16 protein-coding genes are annotated in these 16,361 nt (G+C 66.5%); 1 reads left to right on the forward strand and 15 read right to left on the reverse strand.

What is annotated here, in order from left to right; genetic code table 11:
* Nucleotides 1-28: 28 nt before the first annotated feature.
* From folC to E9536_RS02785, 9 genes are all read right to left on the reverse strand, one after another.
* The gene (folC, locus tag E9536_RS02745; protein ID WP_021158730.1) at nucleotides 29-1,339 is read right to left on the reverse strand and encodes a bifunctional tetrahydrofolate synthase/dihydrofolate synthase; all 1,311 of its coding nucleotides are present in this window, start codon (nucleotides 1,337-1,339) and stop codon (nucleotides 29-31) included.
* 100 nt (nucleotides 1,340-1,439) lie between these two features.
* On the reverse strand, nucleotides 1,440-2,312 hold the full coding sequence (gene accD, locus E9536_RS02750; RefSeq protein ID WP_021158729.1) for an acetyl-CoA carboxylase, carboxyltransferase subunit beta: 873 nt from the start codon (nucleotides 2,310-2,312) through the stop codon (nucleotides 1,440-1,442).
* A gap of 64 nt (nucleotides 2,313-2,376) precedes the next feature.
* Complete coding sequence (trpA, locus tag E9536_RS02755; protein ID WP_027791147.1) at nucleotides 2,377-3,192, reverse strand: tryptophan synthase subunit alpha; 816 nt, start codon at nucleotides 3,190-3,192, stop codon at nucleotides 2,377-2,379.
* A 41-nt stretch (nucleotides 3,193-3,233) separates the two neighbouring features.
* Entirely contained in the window at nucleotides 3,234-4,085 is an 852-nt protein-coding gene (locus E9536_RS02760; RefSeq protein ID WP_060373006.1) for a site-specific DNA-methyltransferase, read from the reverse strand.
* Nucleotides 4,086-4,094: 9 nt separating this feature from the next.
* The gene (gene trpB, locus E9536_RS02765) at nucleotides 4,095-5,288 is read right to left on the reverse strand and encodes a tryptophan synthase subunit beta (RefSeq protein ID WP_027791145.1); all 1,194 of its coding nucleotides are present in this window, start codon (nucleotides 5,286-5,288) and stop codon (nucleotides 4,095-4,097) included.
* Nucleotides 5,289-5,343: 55 nt separating this feature from the next.
* Nucleotides 5,344-6,045 (reverse strand): phosphoribosylanthranilate isomerase, encoded by a 702-nt coding sequence (locus E9536_RS02770; protein ID WP_027791144.1) that lies wholly within the window; start codon nucleotides 6,043-6,045, stop codon nucleotides 5,344-5,346.
* The gene (truA, locus tag E9536_RS02775; protein WP_060373004.1) at nucleotides 6,042-6,854 is read right to left on the reverse strand and encodes a tRNA pseudouridine(38-40) synthase TruA; all 813 of its coding nucleotides are present in this window, start codon (nucleotides 6,852-6,854) and stop codon (nucleotides 6,042-6,044) included. The genes E9536_RS02770 and truA overlap by 4 nt, the downstream gene beginning before the upstream one ends.
* Entirely contained in the window at nucleotides 6,854-9,016 is a 2,163-nt protein-coding gene (locus E9536_RS02780; protein WP_136469244.1) for a FimV/HubP family polar landmark protein, read from the reverse strand. Before E9536_RS02780 ends, truA begins: the two co-directional genes overlap by 1 nt.
* A 411-nt stretch (nucleotides 9,017-9,427) precedes the next feature.
* Nucleotides 9,428-9,628, reverse strand: a complete 201-nt coding sequence (locus tag E9536_RS02785; protein ID WP_136469245.1) for a hypothetical protein — start codon at nucleotides 9,626-9,628, stop codon at nucleotides 9,428-9,430.
* A 234-nt stretch (nucleotides 9,629-9,862) separates the two neighbouring features.
* On the opposite strand from E9536_RS02785, the gene flgE reads away from it, so the two are divergent.
* Nucleotides 9,863-11,107, forward strand: coding sequence for a flagellar hook protein FlgE (flgE, locus tag E9536_RS02790; RefSeq protein WP_048022078.1), 1,245 nt, complete (start codon nucleotides 9,863-9,865; stop codon nucleotides 11,105-11,107).
* A 105-nt stretch (nucleotides 11,108-11,212) separates the two neighbouring features.
* Here the strand turns inward: flgE and asd are convergent, their stop codons facing one another.
* The 6 genes from asd to leuC form a co-directional block, all read right to left on the reverse strand.
* Nucleotides 11,213-12,334, reverse strand: coding sequence for an aspartate-semialdehyde dehydrogenase (asd, locus tag E9536_RS02795; protein WP_027791140.1), 1,122 nt, complete (start codon nucleotides 12,332-12,334; stop codon nucleotides 11,213-11,215).
* 81 nt (nucleotides 12,335-12,415) lie between these two features.
* Entirely contained in the window at nucleotides 12,416-12,535 is a 120-nt protein-coding gene (locus E9536_RS42625) for a hypothetical protein (RefSeq protein ID WP_021158720.1), read from the reverse strand.
* A gap of 98 nt (nucleotides 12,536-12,633) precedes the next feature.
* Entirely contained in the window at nucleotides 12,634-13,701 is a 1,068-nt protein-coding gene (leuB, locus tag E9536_RS02805; protein WP_021158719.1) for a 3-isopropylmalate dehydrogenase, read from the reverse strand.
* 76 nt (nucleotides 13,702-13,777) lie between these two features.
* On the reverse strand, nucleotides 13,778-14,428 hold the full coding sequence (gene leuD / locus E9536_RS02810; RefSeq protein ID WP_060173163.1) for a 3-isopropylmalate dehydratase small subunit: 651 nt from the start codon (nucleotides 14,426-14,428) through the stop codon (nucleotides 13,778-13,780).
* A 68-nt stretch (nucleotides 14,429-14,496) separates the two neighbouring features.
* Entirely contained in the window at nucleotides 14,497-14,643 is a 147-nt protein-coding gene (locus E9536_RS02815) for an entericidin A/B family lipoprotein (RefSeq protein ID WP_027791137.1), read from the reverse strand.
* Nucleotides 14,644-14,646: 3 nt separating this feature from the next.
* A complete protein-coding gene (gene leuC / locus E9536_RS02820) occupies nucleotides 14,647-16,056 on the reverse strand; it encodes a 3-isopropylmalate dehydratase large subunit (RefSeq protein WP_021158716.1) in 1,410 nt (469 codons plus the stop codon).
* Between the last annotated feature and the right edge of the window lie 305 nt (nucleotides 16,057-16,361).

Here is a 16,361-nt window from a genome sequence, read left to right on the forward strand (position 1 = left end):
AATGGCTGAGTCCGAAACTGCCCGTCAGTCAGTGTTGCTGCGATTTACGGTAGGCCAGCACGCCGGCAACCGTATGGAAACTGCCGAAAACCACGATTCTATCATTCTCGGATGCTCTTTTTAGTGCATCGCGAAACGCTTCAGCGGGCGACGTGTAACGCGTGACGCTCGAATCGGGCCCCTCCTCCACGCCGGCCTTGCGCAGCGCGGCTTCGAGCTGTTCGGCGGTGGCCGCACGCGGCAGCGGCAGGTCGGTCACGCACCAGTGGTCGATCTCGCCCTTCAGGTGCTGCAGCACGCCGTCGATGTCCTTGTCGTGCATCGCGCCGAACACCGCGTACGTGTACGGGAAGAAACCCATGTTGCCGAGGTTCTGCTCGAGCACGGCCGATGCATGCGGGTTGTGCGCGACGTCGAGCACGATCGCCGGCTTGCCGGGCAGCACCTGGAAGCGCCCGGGAAGCTCGACGTTCGCGAGGCCGAGCCGGATGTCCTGCGCCGACACCGGCAGCACCGGGCGCAGCGCCTCGAGCGCGGCAAGCGCGGCCGATGCATTGATCAGCTGATTCGCGCCGCGCAGCGCCGGGTACGCCAGCGCCGGATAGCGCTTCTCGCGACCGAGGTAGCTCCACTGCTGGCGCTCCGCGCCTGCCTGCGCCTCGTAGCGGAAATCGCGGCCGACGAGCCACAGGTCGGCGCCGATCGCTTCCGCGTGGTCGATCAGCGTTTGCGGCGCGGCCGGATCGCCGCAGATCGCCGGCTTGCCGGCACGGAAGATCCCGGCCTTCTCGAACGCGATCTTCTCGCGCGTGTCGCCGAGGTATTCGGTGTGGTCGATGTCGATGCTCGTGACGATCGCGCAATCGGTATCGATGATGTTGACCGCGTCGAGCCGGCCGCCGAGGCCGACTTCGAGGATCACCGCGTCCAGCCCGCGCGACGCGAACAGGTGCAGGATCGCGAGCGTCGTGAATTCGAAGTACGTGAGCGACACGGGCTCGGGCAACGACGTGCGTGCGGCTTCGACGGCCTCGAAGTGCGGCAGCAGCTCGTCATCGGTGACGTTCTGCCCATTCACGCGCGCGCGCTCGTTGAATTCGAGCAGGTGCGGCGACGTGTGGCAGCCGACCTTGTAGCCCGCGCGCACGAGGATCGTCTCGAGGAACGCGCAGGTCGAGCCCTTGCCGTTCGTGCCGCCGACGGTAATGACGGGGCACGCGAATTCGAGCTGCAGCGCCGCCTTGACCTGCCCGATGCGGGTCAGGCCCATGTCGATGCCGACCGGGTGCGCGCGTTCGAGATGCGAAAGCCACGCGTCGAGAGTGGGAAAAGTGCTCATCGGTTCAAATCTGGATCGGTACCGCCACTACGCCAAAAAACGAAGCGCGTCGCCTGACGCGGAAGCCAGGCGACGCGCAGAGTTCACAACCTTGCGCCGGTCAAGCCAGCGCGTCGGCCGGCTGTCGCTGCAGCAGCGCGAGCAGTTGCGCGATCTCGTCGCGCATCTTGCGACGGTCGACGATCATGTCGATCGCGCCCGTCTTGATCAGGAATTCGGCGCGCTGGAAGCCTTCCGGCAGCTTCTCGCGGACCGTCTGCTCGATCACGCGCGGGCCGGCGAAGCCGATCAGCGCCTTCGGTTCGGCGATCACGACGTCGCCGAGGAATGCAAAGCTCGCCGACACGCCACCCATCGTCGGGTCGGTCAGCACCGAAATGAACGGCAGCTTCGCTTCGGCCAGCTTGGTCAGCATCGCGGTGGTTTTCGCCATCTGCATCAGCGACAGCAGGCTTTCCTGCATCCGTGCACCGCCCGAAGCGGTGAAGCAGATGAACGGCACCTGCTGTTCGAGCGCGTTCTGCGCGCCGCGTGCGAAGCGCTCGCCGACCACCGAGCCCATCGAGCCGCCCATGAACGAGAACTCGAAGCAGGCCGCGACCACCGGCAGCGTGTGGATCGCACCGCCCATCACGACCATCGCGTCGGTCTCGCCCGTGTCGTCCATCGCTTCCTTCAGACGATCGGGGTACTTGCGGCTGTCCTTGAACTTCAGCGTGTCGACCGGCACGACTTCCTGACCGATTTCATAACGGCCTTCCGGATCGAGCAGCCCGTCGAGGCGCTCACGCGCACCGATGCGCATGTGGTGATCGCACTTCGGGCACACGTGCAGGTTCGCGTCCACGTCGTTGCGGTACAGCACGGCCTCGCAGGACGGGCACTTGACCCACAGGCCTTCCGGAATGCCCTTGCGGCTTTTCGGGTCGGTCTGCTTGATCTTCGGCGGCAACAGTTTGTCGAGCCAGCTCATCGTATGGTTTCCTGTTCCGTGGCGGGCCGGGCCGACCGGCCCGTTCCCGCTTCCTGTGTTGTGTTTATCGCGCCGTCTTGCCCGCGCCGTCCAGGGCGGCGCGCAGCTCGGCAATGAAAGTCTTCAGCGCGGCGGCGGCACCCTCCGGCGCAGCGCTTTCGAGCAGCTGCACGAGGCGGCTGCCGATCACGACCGCGTCCGACACCTCGGCCACCGCGCGCGCCGTTTCGGCGTCTCGGATACCGAAGCCGACGCCGACCGGAACCGGCACGCGCGACTTGATGGCCGGGATTTTACCCGCAATGCTCGAAACATCCAGATTTCCTGCGCCGGTCACGCCCTTGAGCGACACGTAATACACGTAGCCGCTCGCGATCTTGCCGACGTCGGCGATACGTTCGTCGGTCGACGTGGGCGCGAGCAGGAAGATCGGATCGATCTGCGCGGCGCGCATTTTCTCGGCGAACACGCCCGCCTCTTCCGGCGGATAGTCGACGACGAGCACGCCGTCGACACCGGCCGCCTGCGCTTCGGCCGCGAACGCGTCGACGCCCATCCGCTCGATCGGGTTCGCATAACCCATCAGCACGACGGGCGTTTTGGGGTCGGTTTCGCGAAAGCGCTTCACGTCGGCGAGCACGCTCTTCAGCGTGACGCCGCGCGCGAGCGCGCGTTCCGACGAGCGCTGGATCACGGGGCCGTCGGCCATCGGGTCCGAGAACGGCACGCCGAGTTCGATCACGTCCGCGCCGCCTTCGGCGAGCGCGTGCATGAATTCGACGGTTTTCGCGGGATCGGGATCGCCGGCCGTGATGAACGGGATCAGGCCCTTACGGCCTTGTTCGGCGAGCGCGGCGAAGGTTTGCTGAATACGGGACATGGCAATTTTTCCTCAATGCTTCGGCGAGGCGGCGGCGCGATTCACGCGCACGCCGGCACAGCGAGCGCGCTCACGCGCTCGTGCGCGATCGCACAATAGCTTTCGTTGATCTCGTAGCCGACGAAGTCGCGCCCCTGCCGTGCGCAGGCCACCGCGGTCGTGCCGCTGCCCATGAACGGATCGAGCACGCGGCCGCCCGGCGGGCAGCTTGCGAGCACCATCCGCTCGATGATTTCCAGCGGCTTCTGGGTCGGATGGTCGACGCGCTCCGCGTGCTGCCGGTGCAGGCGCGAGACCGACCAGACGTCCTTCGGGTTGTAGCCCATCTCCAGCCACTTGCTGCCCTCGAACAGCTTGCGCGAGCGGGCCTTCTTCGTGTCGGCGTCGTACGGGATGCGGACCGGATCGAGATCGAAGTAATACGCCCTGGAAACCGCGAAAAAGCCGATGTTGTCGTGCACCGACGTGAAGCGGCGCGTCGTGCCGCCCATGCTCGGCACGCGCCGGTCCCAGATGATCTCGTTGACCATCGTGAGCTGCGTCTTCAGGAAACTGAAGATTTCCGGCGCGTACTGCCATGTGCAGAAGATGTACATCGACCCGCTCGGCTTCAGCTTCGGAATCGCGAGCTCGAGCCATTCGCGCGTCCACGCGAGAAAGTCGTCGCCCGAACGCTTGTCCGAGTCGTTGCCGTAGTCCTTGCCGAGCCCGTACGGCGGATCGGCGACGATCAGGTCGATCGACGCGTCCGGCAGGTGCGCGGCATCGGTCAGGAAATCGCGGTTGTGCAGTTCGATCCCGGACGGCAGCGCGCGCGGCACGGCGGCGGCGGGCTGAACCGCCCCCGCCTCGCTCGCGGCACCGCCGCCCGGTTCTTCGATCAGGTCACGCATCGGTCGGGGTCAGAGCTCGATGCCCGATCGCTCGGCGACCGTGTGCATGTCCTTGTCGCCGCGGCCCGACAGGTTGACGAGCAGGATCTTGTCCTTCGGCAACGTCGGCGCGAGCTTCACGCCATACGCGATCGCGTGGCTCGATTCGAGCGCGGGAATGATCCCCTCGATCCGGCAGCAGTCGTGGAACGCCTTCAGCGCCTCCTCGTCGGTAATGCCGACGTACTGTGCGCGGCCGCTGTCCTTGAGCCATGCGTGCTCGGGGCCGACGCCCGGATAGTCGAGGCCCGCCGACACCGAATGCGTCTCGATGATCTGGCCGTTGTCGTCCTGCAGCAGGTAGGTACGGTTGCCGTGCAGCACGCCCGGGCTGCCGGCGATCAGCGACGCCGCGTGATGACCCGTGTCGAGGCCGTCGCCGGCCGCTTCGACGCCGATCAGCTGCACCGACGTGTCGTCGATGTACGGATAGAAGATGCCCATCGCGTTCGAGCCGCCGCCGACGCAGGCGATCACCGCGTCCGGCTGCCGGCCCGCGAGCTCGGGCATCTGCACCTTGCACTCGTCGCCAATCACGCGCTGGAAGTCGCGCACCATCATCGGGTACGGGTGCGGGCCCGCGACCGTGCCGATGATGTAGAACGTGCTCTCGATGTTCGTGACCCAGTCGCGCATCGCTTCGTTCAGCGCGTCCTTCAGCGTGCGCGAACCCGATTCGACCGGCACGACCGTCGCGCCAAGCAGCTTCATCCGGTAGACGTTCGCGGCCTGGCGGCGCACGTCTTCCGAGCCCATGTAGACGACACACTCCATCCCGAAGCGGGCGCAGATCGTCGCGGTCGCGACGCCGTGCTGGCCGGCGCCCGTCTCGGCGATCACGCGCTTCTTGCCCATGCGCTTCGCGAGCAGCGCCTGGCCGATCACGTTGTTGATCTTGTGCGCGCCCGTGTGGTTCAGGTCTTCGCGCTTCAGGTAGATCTGCGCGCCGCCGAGCGTCTCGCTCCAGCGCTGTGCGTGATAGATCGGCGACGGGCGGCCGACGAAATGCTTCAGCTCGCGCTCGAATTCGGCGACGAAATCGGGATCGTTCTGGAATTTTTCATACGCCGCGCGCAGTTCGTCCAGCGCGTGAATCAGCGTCTCGGCGACGAACACGCCGCCATACGGGCCGAAGTGGCCGCGGTCATCAGGAAGGTTGTACATGGTGTCTCTCTCGATCGGTCGGGGCGCCCCGCTTTCGGGGCCGCGCCGGCTTGCATCACCCGGCGTCCGCTTCGCGCACCGCGCGTACGAACGCCGCCATCCGGGCGTGATCCTTCACGCCCTTCGCGCCCTCCACTTCGATGCCACTCGAGACATCGACAGCAAACGGGCGCAACTGGCGAATCGCATCACCGACGTTTTGCGCGCTCAAGCCACCACTCAAAACGGCCCGATGCGCGAGCTCTGCGGGAATAAGAGACCAATCGAAGACCTTGCCGCTACCGCCGTAATCCGGCACCAGGGTGTCGAACAGGAGGCCGCGCGCTTTCGAATAATGAAGTGCCGATTCTACCAAATCGGCCGGCTGCGTCGAGGGGCCGACGCGCACCGCGCGCAACCACGGCAGGCGTGCCGCGCGGCCGAGGGCATCGCACTGCCCGGGCGTCTCGTCGCCATGGAACTGCAACAGCGTGAGCGGCACGTCGCGCACGACGGCCTCGATCTCGGCTTCGGTCGCATTCACGAACAGTCCGACCACCGACACGAACGGCGGCGCGAGGCGCGCCAGCTCGGCCGCCTGCGCGATCGTCACCGCGCGCGGGCTCTTCGGGTAGAACACGAGACCGATCGCGTCGGCGCCGAGCGCCGCCGCGTGCAGCACGTCCTCGGGGCGCGACAGGCCGCACAGCTTGATGCGCGTGCGCGGCGGCAGGCCGGCCGCGGCAGGAGTCGAAGGAGACACGGCGTGATCCGTCATGGTTGAGGGTCCAGGTCGGCCCAGACGCTGCTCCACGGCACGCTGCCGAGCTGCGCGGGCGGGACGGCGAATTCCGCCGGGTAGCCGACGTGGGCGAGGTACAGCCCGTCGGCCATGAACGTGGGCGCCGCGAGATTGCGGTCGCGCCCGGCCAGCACGTCGGCAAGCCAGTCGGCCGGATAGCGGCCGCGGCCGACCGCGACGAGGCAGCCCATCAGGTTGCGCACCATGTGGTGCAGGAACGCGTTGGCGCGGAACCGGAAATGAATGAAATGGCCCACGCGCCGCACGTCGATCTGGTACAGGTGTTTGACCGGCGTCTTCGACTGGCATTCCGACGACCGGAACGACGAGAAGTCGTGCTCGCCGATCAGGTGCGCGGCGGCGGCGCGCATCGCGTCATCGTCGAGCGGCGTATGGATCCAGCCCGCGCGCCCCGCCAGCATAGGCGAGCGCACGGGATGCACGTACAGCGCGTAGTAATAGGTGCGCTCGAACGCCGAGAAACGCGCGTGAAACGCCTCCGGCATCGGCTTCGCCCATTGCACCGCCACGGTCGGCGGCAGGAACGCGTTGGTCCCGCGCACCCACGAGAACACCTCGCGATCCAGGTCGGTATCGAAATGCACGACCTGCCCGAGCCCGTGCACGCCCGTGTCGGTCCGCCCGGCCACCGTCGTATGCAGCGGCACGCGCGCGAACTCGGCCAGCGCGTGCTCGAGCCGATCCTGCACGGTCTTGCCGTGCGGCTGCGCCTGCCAGCCGCAGAACGCCGCGCCGTCGTACTGAATGCCGAGCGCGATCCGCATCACGCCTCGTCCGCCAGTTTCGCGAGCAGCGCACGCGCATCGTCGCGCGTCGCGATGTCGTTCGCGTCGACCACTTCCTGCAGCAGCGTCCGTGCGCCGGACAGGTCGCCCAGCTCGACGTATTCGGTCGCGAGGTCGAGCTTGTTGCGCGCGATGCGGGCAAGTTCGTCCGGCGTCAGCGCCGGCAACGCGGCGCCCGGCGTCGACGGCAGGTCCAGATCGAAGTCGAGCTTCAACGCGCCGAACTGCGCGCCGCCGAGCGGCGGCAGCGACGACGTCGCGAACGAGCTGCCCGCCTGGCCGGCAGGCGTCGCCGCGTCCGGATCCCAATCGAACTCGTCGTCCTGATCGGCCGGATGTTCGGGGGCCGGAGCGATCGCGCCAATCGGAAGGCGTTGGTCGGCTTGACCGTTAGTTGCGACCTTATCGGTGTCGGACTGCCTTGCCTGCGCGGCAGACTCGTCCGTCGCCAGCGACGGCTCGTCCTGCGTGCGCGGCGGCAGCGGCATGTCGAGGCTGTTGAGCGCGCTGATCGCGTTCTGCATCAGCGCCTCGTGCTGCGTTTCGGTGGCCGCGGGGGCGATCGGCGTCTCGGCAGGCTGTTCCGCGGGCTGTTCGGCAGCGATCTTCTCTACCGGCTCTGTATCGTGCGGAGCCGGAGCCGCCTCGCTCGCGGTCGGCACTACGGCGTGCGCGGCCGGCAATTCGGGCTGCTCGTCATGCGGCGGCACCACTTCCGGCGCCGACGGCACATCCGTATCAAGCGTCTCGGCCGTCTCCGCCGCTGCGGCAGTGGCCGCAGCAAGGCTCAAATCGGAAGCCGCGTCGCGTGCGACCGGCATCTCGGGCCGGATCGGCAGTTCCGGCTCGACGGACGGCGCGGCTTCGGTTTCTGCCGCCGCAGCCGCGGACCCGCCCGCGACGACCGCAGCAGCCGTCGCGCTCGTACCCGCATCACCCGTTTCTTCCGCGCGCCGGCCCTTCCGGCGCTTGCGCCACGCAAAACCTGCGGCGAGGACGATCACGGCCGCACCGGCCACCGCGGCCGGACGCCAGTCCATCTGCCCGGTACTGCGCGCAGGTGCCGCCACCGGCGCGGCCGATTGCGCGGGCGCCGATACCGATGCCGGCTGCGCTGCGCTGGCAGCAACGCCGGACGCGGCTTCACTTGCCGCCGGCGCGGCAGCGGATGCGCCCGTATCGTTCGTGGCCGGACGCGGTGCGACAGGTGCCGGCACGGGCGCCGGCGCGACCTCGTTCGTCGTGGCCGGCTTGCCGATGCCGTGCTTCTGCAACTCCATCAGCACGCGGTTCTTCAGCGCCAGCAGTTGCTGCAGGCTCGACGGCCGCGGCTGCGACGCGCCCGTCGCGGGCGCAGCCGCGGCCGGTTCGTTCATGCCCGAAACCTGGCTGCCCGCAACAGGCGGAAGCGCGGCACCGCTCGCGGACGACGGCACCGACTGGATCGCACCGCTCCACACATGCGGACCGCTTGCACCGGCAACGGGCGCCGCCGGCTGCACGCTTTCGACGGCCGATGCGCCGTGTGCCGCCGAAGCGCCAAGCGACGCCGCCGCACCGGCGGCCGTCGCGACGCTCGCACCGCTCACCGGAGCCGCATGCACGGCCGGCGCCACCGGCGCGGACGGCACGGTCGCCGCCGGGGTCGAGCCCGGATGCGGCGCCGACGCACCATGCTGCGCGACCGCCGTGCCGCCGGATGCCGCCGCGGGCGCGGACGCTGCCGCCGTACCCGATGTGCCGGATGCAGCGGATGCAGCGGATGCAGCGGATGCAGCGGCCGGTGCGAGTGCCGCGCCTGTCGCATCGAGCGCCGGCACGGTCAGCGTCGCACCGACTTTCAGGCGGCTCGCGTCGTGCTTCATGAACGCCTGCGGATTGGCGTCGAACAGCGCGCGGCCGGCGCGCGCGAGCACACCGGGATCGCGCGACTGCGTGGCCGCTTTCGCGATGTCGTTCAGCGACTGGCCGGGCTGGACCGTCACGGTAAGCGGCACTGCACCACCGGCAGCGGACGCCGGCAGTTCGCCGGTGCCGGCCGCCCAGGCCGATGCGGTTGCGCCGAGCGCCAGGATCGCCAGCGCGCCACGCACGGCGCGCGACAGACGGGACTGACGCGGAAACAAGGAAATTCGGGACATCGTTGGCTCTATCGCCGCGCGTGGGCGCGGCTCGGATTCGCGGTTGAAAGCGTCAATAAAGTTGCCGCAGAAATGCAAAAGCGTCGCGTTGAACGCGACGCTTTCGGCGGGTCTGTGCGTCGTAACCGCGTAGTTTACTTCACGTGATCGGGTTCGGGCCGAATTCGTCGCCGATGGGTGCAACCGGCCGCGTTCGCGCGTCCGCGCGCCCGCCTGCCGGGCCGCTCCGATGCCCGGGTTCACACGGCGCGACCAGCGTTCCCGATCGATCGGAAGCACACCTCCCTCAACTGAAAGATGCCCGGCCGCATCCCGTCCCGAACGAATGGCGCGCCCCTTGCCGCTCACCCGGCGCCCTGCCCACTCCGGGGCTCGATGCCGCGCCACGACCGCGAAATCGGGCACGTTTGCTCAATAAATCGCGCCACCTGCCGTTAATGGATTAGCAATTTCCAATAAAGACAAATCCCGCCGATCACCAAAACAATTCAAATAAATTTCAATTGATCGATAAGAGGCCAATTCCCCTCTCTTATCGTTGAATTGGACATATCCATCCTCAAACACCCGCCCCACAAGGCTTTCAAGCCTCATCCCAGTTTCATTGCTCATACGAAATCAATCATTTCGACAACAATTCAATTACATTACACAAAATTACACAGATCGAATAATTGCCGTCGCTACGATCGTCTTCAAACAAGAATCGGCGCAGTTCGACCACCGCGTACACACCTGCCGGAAAGGCAGGCACGCGCCTGGCCAGGCTGACGTCGTGAGGTGCCAGGGAGGCATCGCGCAGTCGCACGACTGCATCTACTCACCAGCTCGTTACGGGGATCGAACATGGGCTATCAACAGGGTTTGAGCGGGTTGGCCGGCGCGGCGAACCATCTCGACGTGATCGGCAACAACATCGCGAACGCAAACACGGTCGGCTTCAAGCAGGGGCGCGCGAACTTCGCCGACATGTACGCGAATTCGGTTGCGACGTCGACCAACACGCAGATCGGCATCGGCACGCGGCTCGCGTCGGTGCAGCAGCAATTCGGCCAGGGGACGATCAACACGACGAAGTCGTCGCTCGACATCGCGATCAACGGCAACGGCTTCTTCCAGATGTCGAACAACGGCGTGACGACGTACTCGCGTGACGGCGTATTCCACCGGGACAAGAGCGGCGCCATCGTCGATTCGCAAAACCGCAACCTGATGGGCTATGCGGCAGGCCCGGGCGGCGCGATCAATACCGCGGCGACCGTGCCGCTGCAGGCGCCGACCAACAACATCGCCCCGCAGGCGACGACGAAGATCACCGGCCAGTTCAACCTGAATTCGCAGGACAAGGTGCCGGCCAAGACGCCGTTCAACCCGGGCGACAACACCACGTACAACTACAATTCGTCGATCCAGGTGTACGACACGCTCGGCGGCTCGCAGCAGGTGTCGATGTATTTCACGAAGAACGCGGCCGGCACCTGGCAGGCCTACGCGGGCGTGCAGGGCCAGACGCCGACGAATCTCGGCACCGTCACGTTCGACACATCGGGCCGGATCACCTCGACGACGTCGGCCGCCACCGGCCAGCCGACGCCGAGCCTCGGTCAGTTCGCGTTTTCGATCCCCAACGCGTCGGGCGGCGCCAATCCGCAGAACCTGACGCTCGACCTGGGCGGCACGACGCAGTTCGGCGGAAAGAGCGGCGTGACCAACCTCGCACAAGACGGCTTCGCGAGCGGCACGCTGACGACGTTCTCGATCGGCACCGACGGCAAGCTGACCGGCAATTATTCGAACGGCCAGAGCGCGGTGCTCGGCCTGATCGCGCTCGCGAACTTCAACAACCCGAACGGGCTCGAGAACATTGGCGGCAATCAGTATGTGGAAACCGCCGCGTCGGGCGTGCCGCAGATCTCCGCGCCGGGCAGCACGAACCACGGCACGCTGCAGGGAAGTGCGCTGGAAAACTCGAACGTCGACCTGACGACCGAGCTCGTGAACCTGATCAAGGCGCAGCGTGATTACCAGGCCAATGCGCAGACGATCAAGACCCAGCAGACCGTCGACCAGACGCTGCTGAACATGCGCTGACGCGCACATGAAAAACGCGCCGCGCCAGCCTTGATATCGTCAAGGCCGGCGCGGCGCGCCATCTTGTGCAACGCGGCCCGCGCATCGCGGGCCGGACACACGAGCTTACTTGTCGAGCAGGATGCGCAGCATGCGGCGCAGCGGCTCGGCCGCACCCCACAGCAGCTGGTCGCCGACCGTGAACGCCGACAGGTATTCGCCGCCCATCGCGAGCTTGCGCAGGCGGCCGACCGGCACCGTCAGCGTGCCCGTGACGTTCGCCGGCGACAGGTCGCGCATCGACGCTTCACGCTCGTTCGGCACGACCTTCACCCAGTCGTTCGCCGACGCGAGGATGCCGTTGATCTCGTCGAGCGGCACGTCCTTGTTCAGCTTGATCGTCAGAGCCTGCGAGTGGCAGCGCATTGCGCCGATCCGCACGCACAGGCCGTCGACCGGGATCGAACCGGGCTCGCCCATCGCCGGCTTGCCGAGGATCTTGTTGGTTTCCGCGCCGCCCTTCCACTCTTCCTTCGACATCCCGTTGCCGAGATCCTTGTCGATCCACGGGATCAGCGAGCCGGCGAGCGGCACGCCGAAGTTGCTGGTCGGCATCGCGTCGCTGTTCATCGCGGCCAGCACGCGGCGGTCGATGTCGAGGATCGCGGATGCCGGATCGGCGAGCTGCTCCTTCACCGCGCCGTTCAGCGTGCCCATCTGCGACAGCAGTTCGCGCATGTTCTGCGCGCCCGCGCCCGATGCGGCCTGGTAGGTCATCGCCGTCATCCAGTCGACGAGGTTCTCGCGGAACAGGCCGCCGAGCGCCATCAGCATCAGGCTGACCGTGCAGTTGCCGCCGATGAAGTTCTTCGTGCCCTTGACGAGCGCATCCTTGATCACGTCGAGGTTGACCGGATCGAGGATGATGACCGCGTCGTCCTTCATCCGCAGCGACGATGCCGCATCGATCCAGTAGCCGTTCCAGCCCGCCGCGCGCAGCTTCGGGAACACGTCGTTCGTGTAGTCGCCGCCCTGGCACGTGATGATCACGTCGCACTTCTTCAGCTCGTCGACGTTGGTCGCGTCCTTGAGCGTAGTCTCGTTTTTCGCGAACGACGGCGCTTTGCCGCCCGTGTTGCTGGTGCTGAAAAACACCGGTTCGATCAGGTCGAAATCGCCCTCTTCCTGCATGCGCTGCATCAGGACGCTGCCGACCATGCCGCGCCAACCTACGAGACCTACGTTCATGACTAACCCTTTGATGGAGCTTCCCCGCCATTTCCGTCCCCGGTGTGACCGCGCGGGGAAATAGGCGGGCACGACGGACGATCAGCGTTTAATGATCGTTTTCGTGGTAATGGTTTTCGTGATGACGATGGCGCGCGCACCCGCACGGGCAATGTTGCCGTGGAGTTTCAAGACCGGGGAGATCAGGGAAATTTGCGCCATCGTTCGAGTCTACACAAAGCCGGTTGCCCGCACAACGGCCAACCGCGCGCGAACCGGCCGATTTCGCGGCCCGTTCGCGCCCTTTCTACTTGCTTGCGTTACAGCGCCGCGACCACCGCGTCGCCCATCGCCGTCGTGCCGACCTGCTTGCCACCCGGCGTCGCGATATCGCCCGTGCGGTAGCCCTGTTCGAGCACCGTTTTCACCGCGCGCTCGATGCGATCGGCCTGCTCCGCACGATTCAGCGAGTAACGCAGCATCATCGCGGCCGACAGGATCGTCGCGAGCGGGTTCGCGATGCCCTTGCCCGCGATGTCCGGCGCCGAGCCGTGCGACGGTTCGTACAGGCCCTTGTTGTTCTTGTCGAGCGACGCCGACGGCAGCATGCCGATCGAGCCCGTCAGCATCGACGCTTCATCCGACAGGATGTCGCCGAACATGTTGCCGGTGACGATCACGTCGAACTGCTTCGGCGCCTTCGCGAGCTGCATCGCCGCGTTGTCGACGTACATGTGCGACAGCTCGACGTCCGCGTACTCCTTCGACACGTCGATCATGATGTCGCGCCAGAACTGCGACGTTTCGAGCACGTTCGCCTTGTCGACCGACAGCAGCTTCTTCGCGCGCTTGCGGGCCGCCTGGAACGCGACGTGCGCGATGCGGCGCACTTCCGGTTCCGAATAGCGCATCGTGTCGAAGCCTTCGCGTTCGCCCGCGAACAGGCCGTCCGGTGCGGCACGCACGCCGCGCGGCTGGCCGAAGTAGATGTCGCCGTTCAGTTCGCGCACGATCAGGATGTCGAGGCCCGCAACCAGCTCGGGCTTCAGCGGCGACGCATCGACGAGCTGCGGGTAGCAGATCGCCGGGCGGAAGTTCGCGAACAGCTCGAGATGCTTGCGCAGCCCGAGGATCGCCTGCTCGGGGCGCAGCGCGCGCTCGAGCGAGTCGTACTTCCAGTCGCCCACGGCGCCGAACAGGATCGCGTCGGCTTCCTTCGCGAGCGCCAGCGTCGCGTCCGGCAGCGGATGACCGCTTGCCTCGTAGCCCGCGCCGCCAACCGGCGCCTGTTCGAGTTCGAACTTCTCGTCGAGTGCGTTCAGCACCTTCACCGCTTCATTGACGATTTCCGGACCGATGCCGTCGCCGGGCAGCACTGCAATCTTCATGCGAAATTCCTGACTGGGTAGGTTTTATGAGGCAGGCCGGCGAGCGCGCCGCCGGCGCGCCCGCCCGAAAGGCACGTCAGCCGACCAGCTTGGTATTGAGCCACGGCTGCTTCACGAGGCGCTCGGCCTCGAACTGGCGAATCTTGTCCGCGTGGCGCAGCGTGAGGCCGATGTCGTCGAAGCCGTTCAGCAGGCAGTACTTGCGGAACGCGGTGATCTCGAACGGATACTCGCGGCCGTCGCCCGAACGCACGACCTGTGCGTCGAGGTCGATCGTCAGTTGAAAACCGTTGAACGCAACCGTCTCGTTGAACAGGTGATCGACCTGCTGCTCGGTCAGCACGATCGGCAGCAGCCCGTTCTTGTAGCAGTTGTTGAAGAAGATGTCCGCGAAGCTCGGCGCGATGATCGCGCGGAAGCCGTACTGCTGCAGCGCCCACGGCGCGTGCTCGCGCGAGCTGCCGCAGCCGAAGTTCTTGCGCGCGAGCAGCACGGATGCACCCTGGTAGCGCGGCTGGTTCAGCACGAAGTCGGGATTCAGCGGGCGCTTCGAGTTGTCCTGGCCCGGCTCGCCGTGATCGAGGTAACGCCATTCGTCGAACGCGTTCGGACCGAAGCCCGTGCGCTTGATCGACTTCAGGAACTGCTTCGGGATGATCGCGTCGGTGTCGACGTTCTCGCGATCGAGCGGCGCCACGACGCCGGTATGCACAATGAATTTTTCCATGATCCGTCTATCCGGTTGAAGGGCCGGCGTTCAGCCGGCGCACATCGACAAATTCTCGGCGGGAATCGTCACTCCGCGGCGCGCTTCAGCGCGTTGCCGGCGGCGTTGACGTCCTGCCCGAAGCCCTGGACGGTGTTGCAGCCCGCAAGGCCGAAGCCCAGCCCCGCAAGCGCCAGCGCGGCAACCAGCCGCGTTATGACCTTCGATGCCGTCACGCGTTACCCCAGCTTGCGAATGTCGACGAAGTGACCTTCGATCGCCGCGGCCGCCGCCATCGCGGGGCTCACGAGGTGCGTGCGACCGCCCGCGCCCTGCCGGCCTTCGAAGTTGCGGTTCGACGTCGACGCGCAGCGCTCGCCCGGATCCAGCCGGTCGGCGTTCATCGCGAGGCACATCGAGCAGCCCGGCTCGCGCCATTCGAAGCCGGCGTCCGTGAACACCTTGTCGAGCCCTTCGCGCTCGGCCTGCGCCTTCACGAGGCCCGAGCCCGGCACGACCATCGCGAGGCGCACGTTCGACGCGACACGACGGTTCAGCTTCTTCACGACGTAAGCGGCTGCGCGGATGTCCTCGATGCGCGCGTTCGTGCACGAACCGATGAAGATCTTGTCGACCTTGATCGACTCGATCGGCGTGTTCGGCTCGAGCGCCATGTAGGCCAGCGCACGCTCCATCGCGTCGCGCTTGACCGGATCCTTCTCGCGTTCGGGATCGGGCACGCGACCGTCGATCGACGTGACCATTTCCGGCGACGTGCCCCACGTGACCTGCGGCACGATCTCGGCCGCGTTCAGCTCGACCACGCGATCGAACTGCGCGCCTTCGTCCGACTTGAACTGGCGCCAGTATTCGACGGCCTGATCCCATTCCGCGCCGGTCGGCACGAACGGACGGCCCTTCAGGTAATCGATGGTCGTGTCGTCCACCGCGACCATGCCCGCGCGCGCGCCGGCTTCGATCGCCATGTTGCAGACGGTCATGCGGCCTTCCATCGTCAGCGCGCGGATCGTCGAGCCGCCGAACTCGATCGCGTAGCCCGTGCCGCCGGCCGTGCCGATCTTGCCGATGATCGCGAGCACGATGTCCTTCGCGGTACAGCCGCGCGGCAGCGCACCCTCGACCTTCACGAGCATGTTCTTGCTCTTCTTCTGCAGCAGGGTTTGCGTGGCGAGCACGTGCTCGACTTCCGACGTGCCGATGCCGTGTGCGAGCGCGCCGAACGCGCCGTGCGTCGACGTATGCGAATCGCCGCACACGATCGTCATGCCCGGCAGCGTCGCGCCCTGCTCCGGCCCGATGATGTGGACGATGCCCTGGCGCACGTCGTTCATCTTGAACTGCGTGATGCCGAACGCATCGCAGTTCGCGTCGAGCGTGTCGACCTGCAGCTTCGAGACGGGATCGGCGATGCCGTGGCTGCGATCGGTGGTCGGCACGTTGTGGTCCGACACGGCCAGGTTCGCGCTGATGCGCCACACCGGACGCTGCGCGATCTTCAGCCCTTCGAATGCCTGCGGGCTCGTGACTTCATGCAGCAGCTGACGGTCGATGTAGAGCAAAGTCGTGCCGTCTTCCTCGGTGTGGACCACGTGGGTGTTCCACAGTTTGTCGTAGAGAGTCTGTGCCATGGGTATGCGGGGTCGTTGTGACTACAAGCCTTGCGGATGCGGTCGATTATGCCACGCAGAACGCGTCACGGCGCGGGCCGCACGCGAAAAAACCCATTAAAAACAGTGGTTTGGCTGGTAGTGCCAATACCTGTATCGGCATTACCCGGCAAATGCGGGCGCAAACGGCGCGGCGGCGGTTGCAGCCGTCGCGTGGGACGCATGTCGCGGCGACACGCGACGGCTGGCCGCCTTCGTGGGGTCGGTATCGCGCTGCACGCAGAAGCGCTGCGCGTCCTTCGGCGAGTGGAAGCGGCCGTTGCGGA

The sequence above is a fragment of the Burkholderia sp. LS-044 genome, assembly GCF_004803625.1.
Lineage (GTDB): Bacteria > Pseudomonadota > Gammaproteobacteria > Burkholderiales > Burkholderiaceae > Burkholderia > Burkholderia cepacia.

Coding starts and splice junctions, on each gene's coding strand:
- folC (WP_021158730.1), bottom strand. CDS start 1,339: ATGAGCACTTTTCCCACTCTCGACGCGTGGCTTTCGCATCTCGAACGC.
- accD (WP_021158729.1), bottom strand. CDS start 2,312: ATGAGCTGGCTCGACAAACTGTTGCCGCCGAAGATCAAGCAGACCGAC.
- trpA (WP_027791147.1), bottom strand. CDS start 3,192: ATGTCCCGTATTCAGCAAACCTTCGCCGCGCTCGCCGAACAAGGCCGT.
- E9536_RS02760 (WP_060373006.1), bottom strand. CDS start 4,085: ATGCGTGACCTGATCGAAGAACCGGGCGGCGGTGCCGCGAGCGAGGCG.
- trpB (WP_027791145.1), bottom strand. CDS start 5,288: ATGTACAACCTTCCTGATGACCGCGGCCACTTCGGCCCGTATGGCGGC.
- E9536_RS02770 (WP_027791144.1), bottom strand. CDS start 6,045: ATGACGGATCACGCCGTGTCTCCTTCGACTCCTGCCGCGGCCGGCCTG.
- truA (WP_060373004.1), bottom strand. CDS start 6,854: ATGCGGATCGCGCTCGGCATTCAGTACGACGGCGCGGCGTTCTGCGGC.
- E9536_RS02780 (WP_136469244.1), bottom strand. CDS start 9,016: ATGTCCCGAATTTCCTTGTTTCCGCGTCAGTCCCGTCTGTCGCGCGCC.
- E9536_RS02785 (WP_136469245.1), bottom strand. CDS start 9,628: ATGAGCAATGAAACTGGGATGAGGCTTGAAAGCCTTGTGGGGCGGGTG.
- flgE (WP_048022078.1), top strand. CDS start 9,863: ATGGGCTATCAACAGGGTTTGAGCGGGTTGGCCGGCGCGGCGAACCAT.
- asd (WP_027791140.1), bottom strand. CDS start 12,334: ATGAACGTAGGTCTCGTAGGTTGGCGCGGCATGGTCGGCAGCGTCCTG.
- E9536_RS42625 (WP_021158720.1), bottom strand. CDS start 12,535: ATGGCGCAAATTTCCCTGATCTCCCCGGTCTTGAAACTCCACGGCAAC.
- leuB (WP_021158719.1), bottom strand. CDS start 13,701: ATGAAGATTGCAGTGCTGCCCGGCGACGGCATCGGTCCGGAAATCGTC.
- leuD (WP_060173163.1), bottom strand. CDS start 14,428: ATGGAAAAATTCATTGTGCATACCGGCGTCGTGGCGCCGCTCGATCGC.
- leuC (WP_021158716.1), bottom strand. CDS start 16,056: ATGGCACAGACTCTCTACGACAAACTGTGGAACACCCACGTGGTCCAC.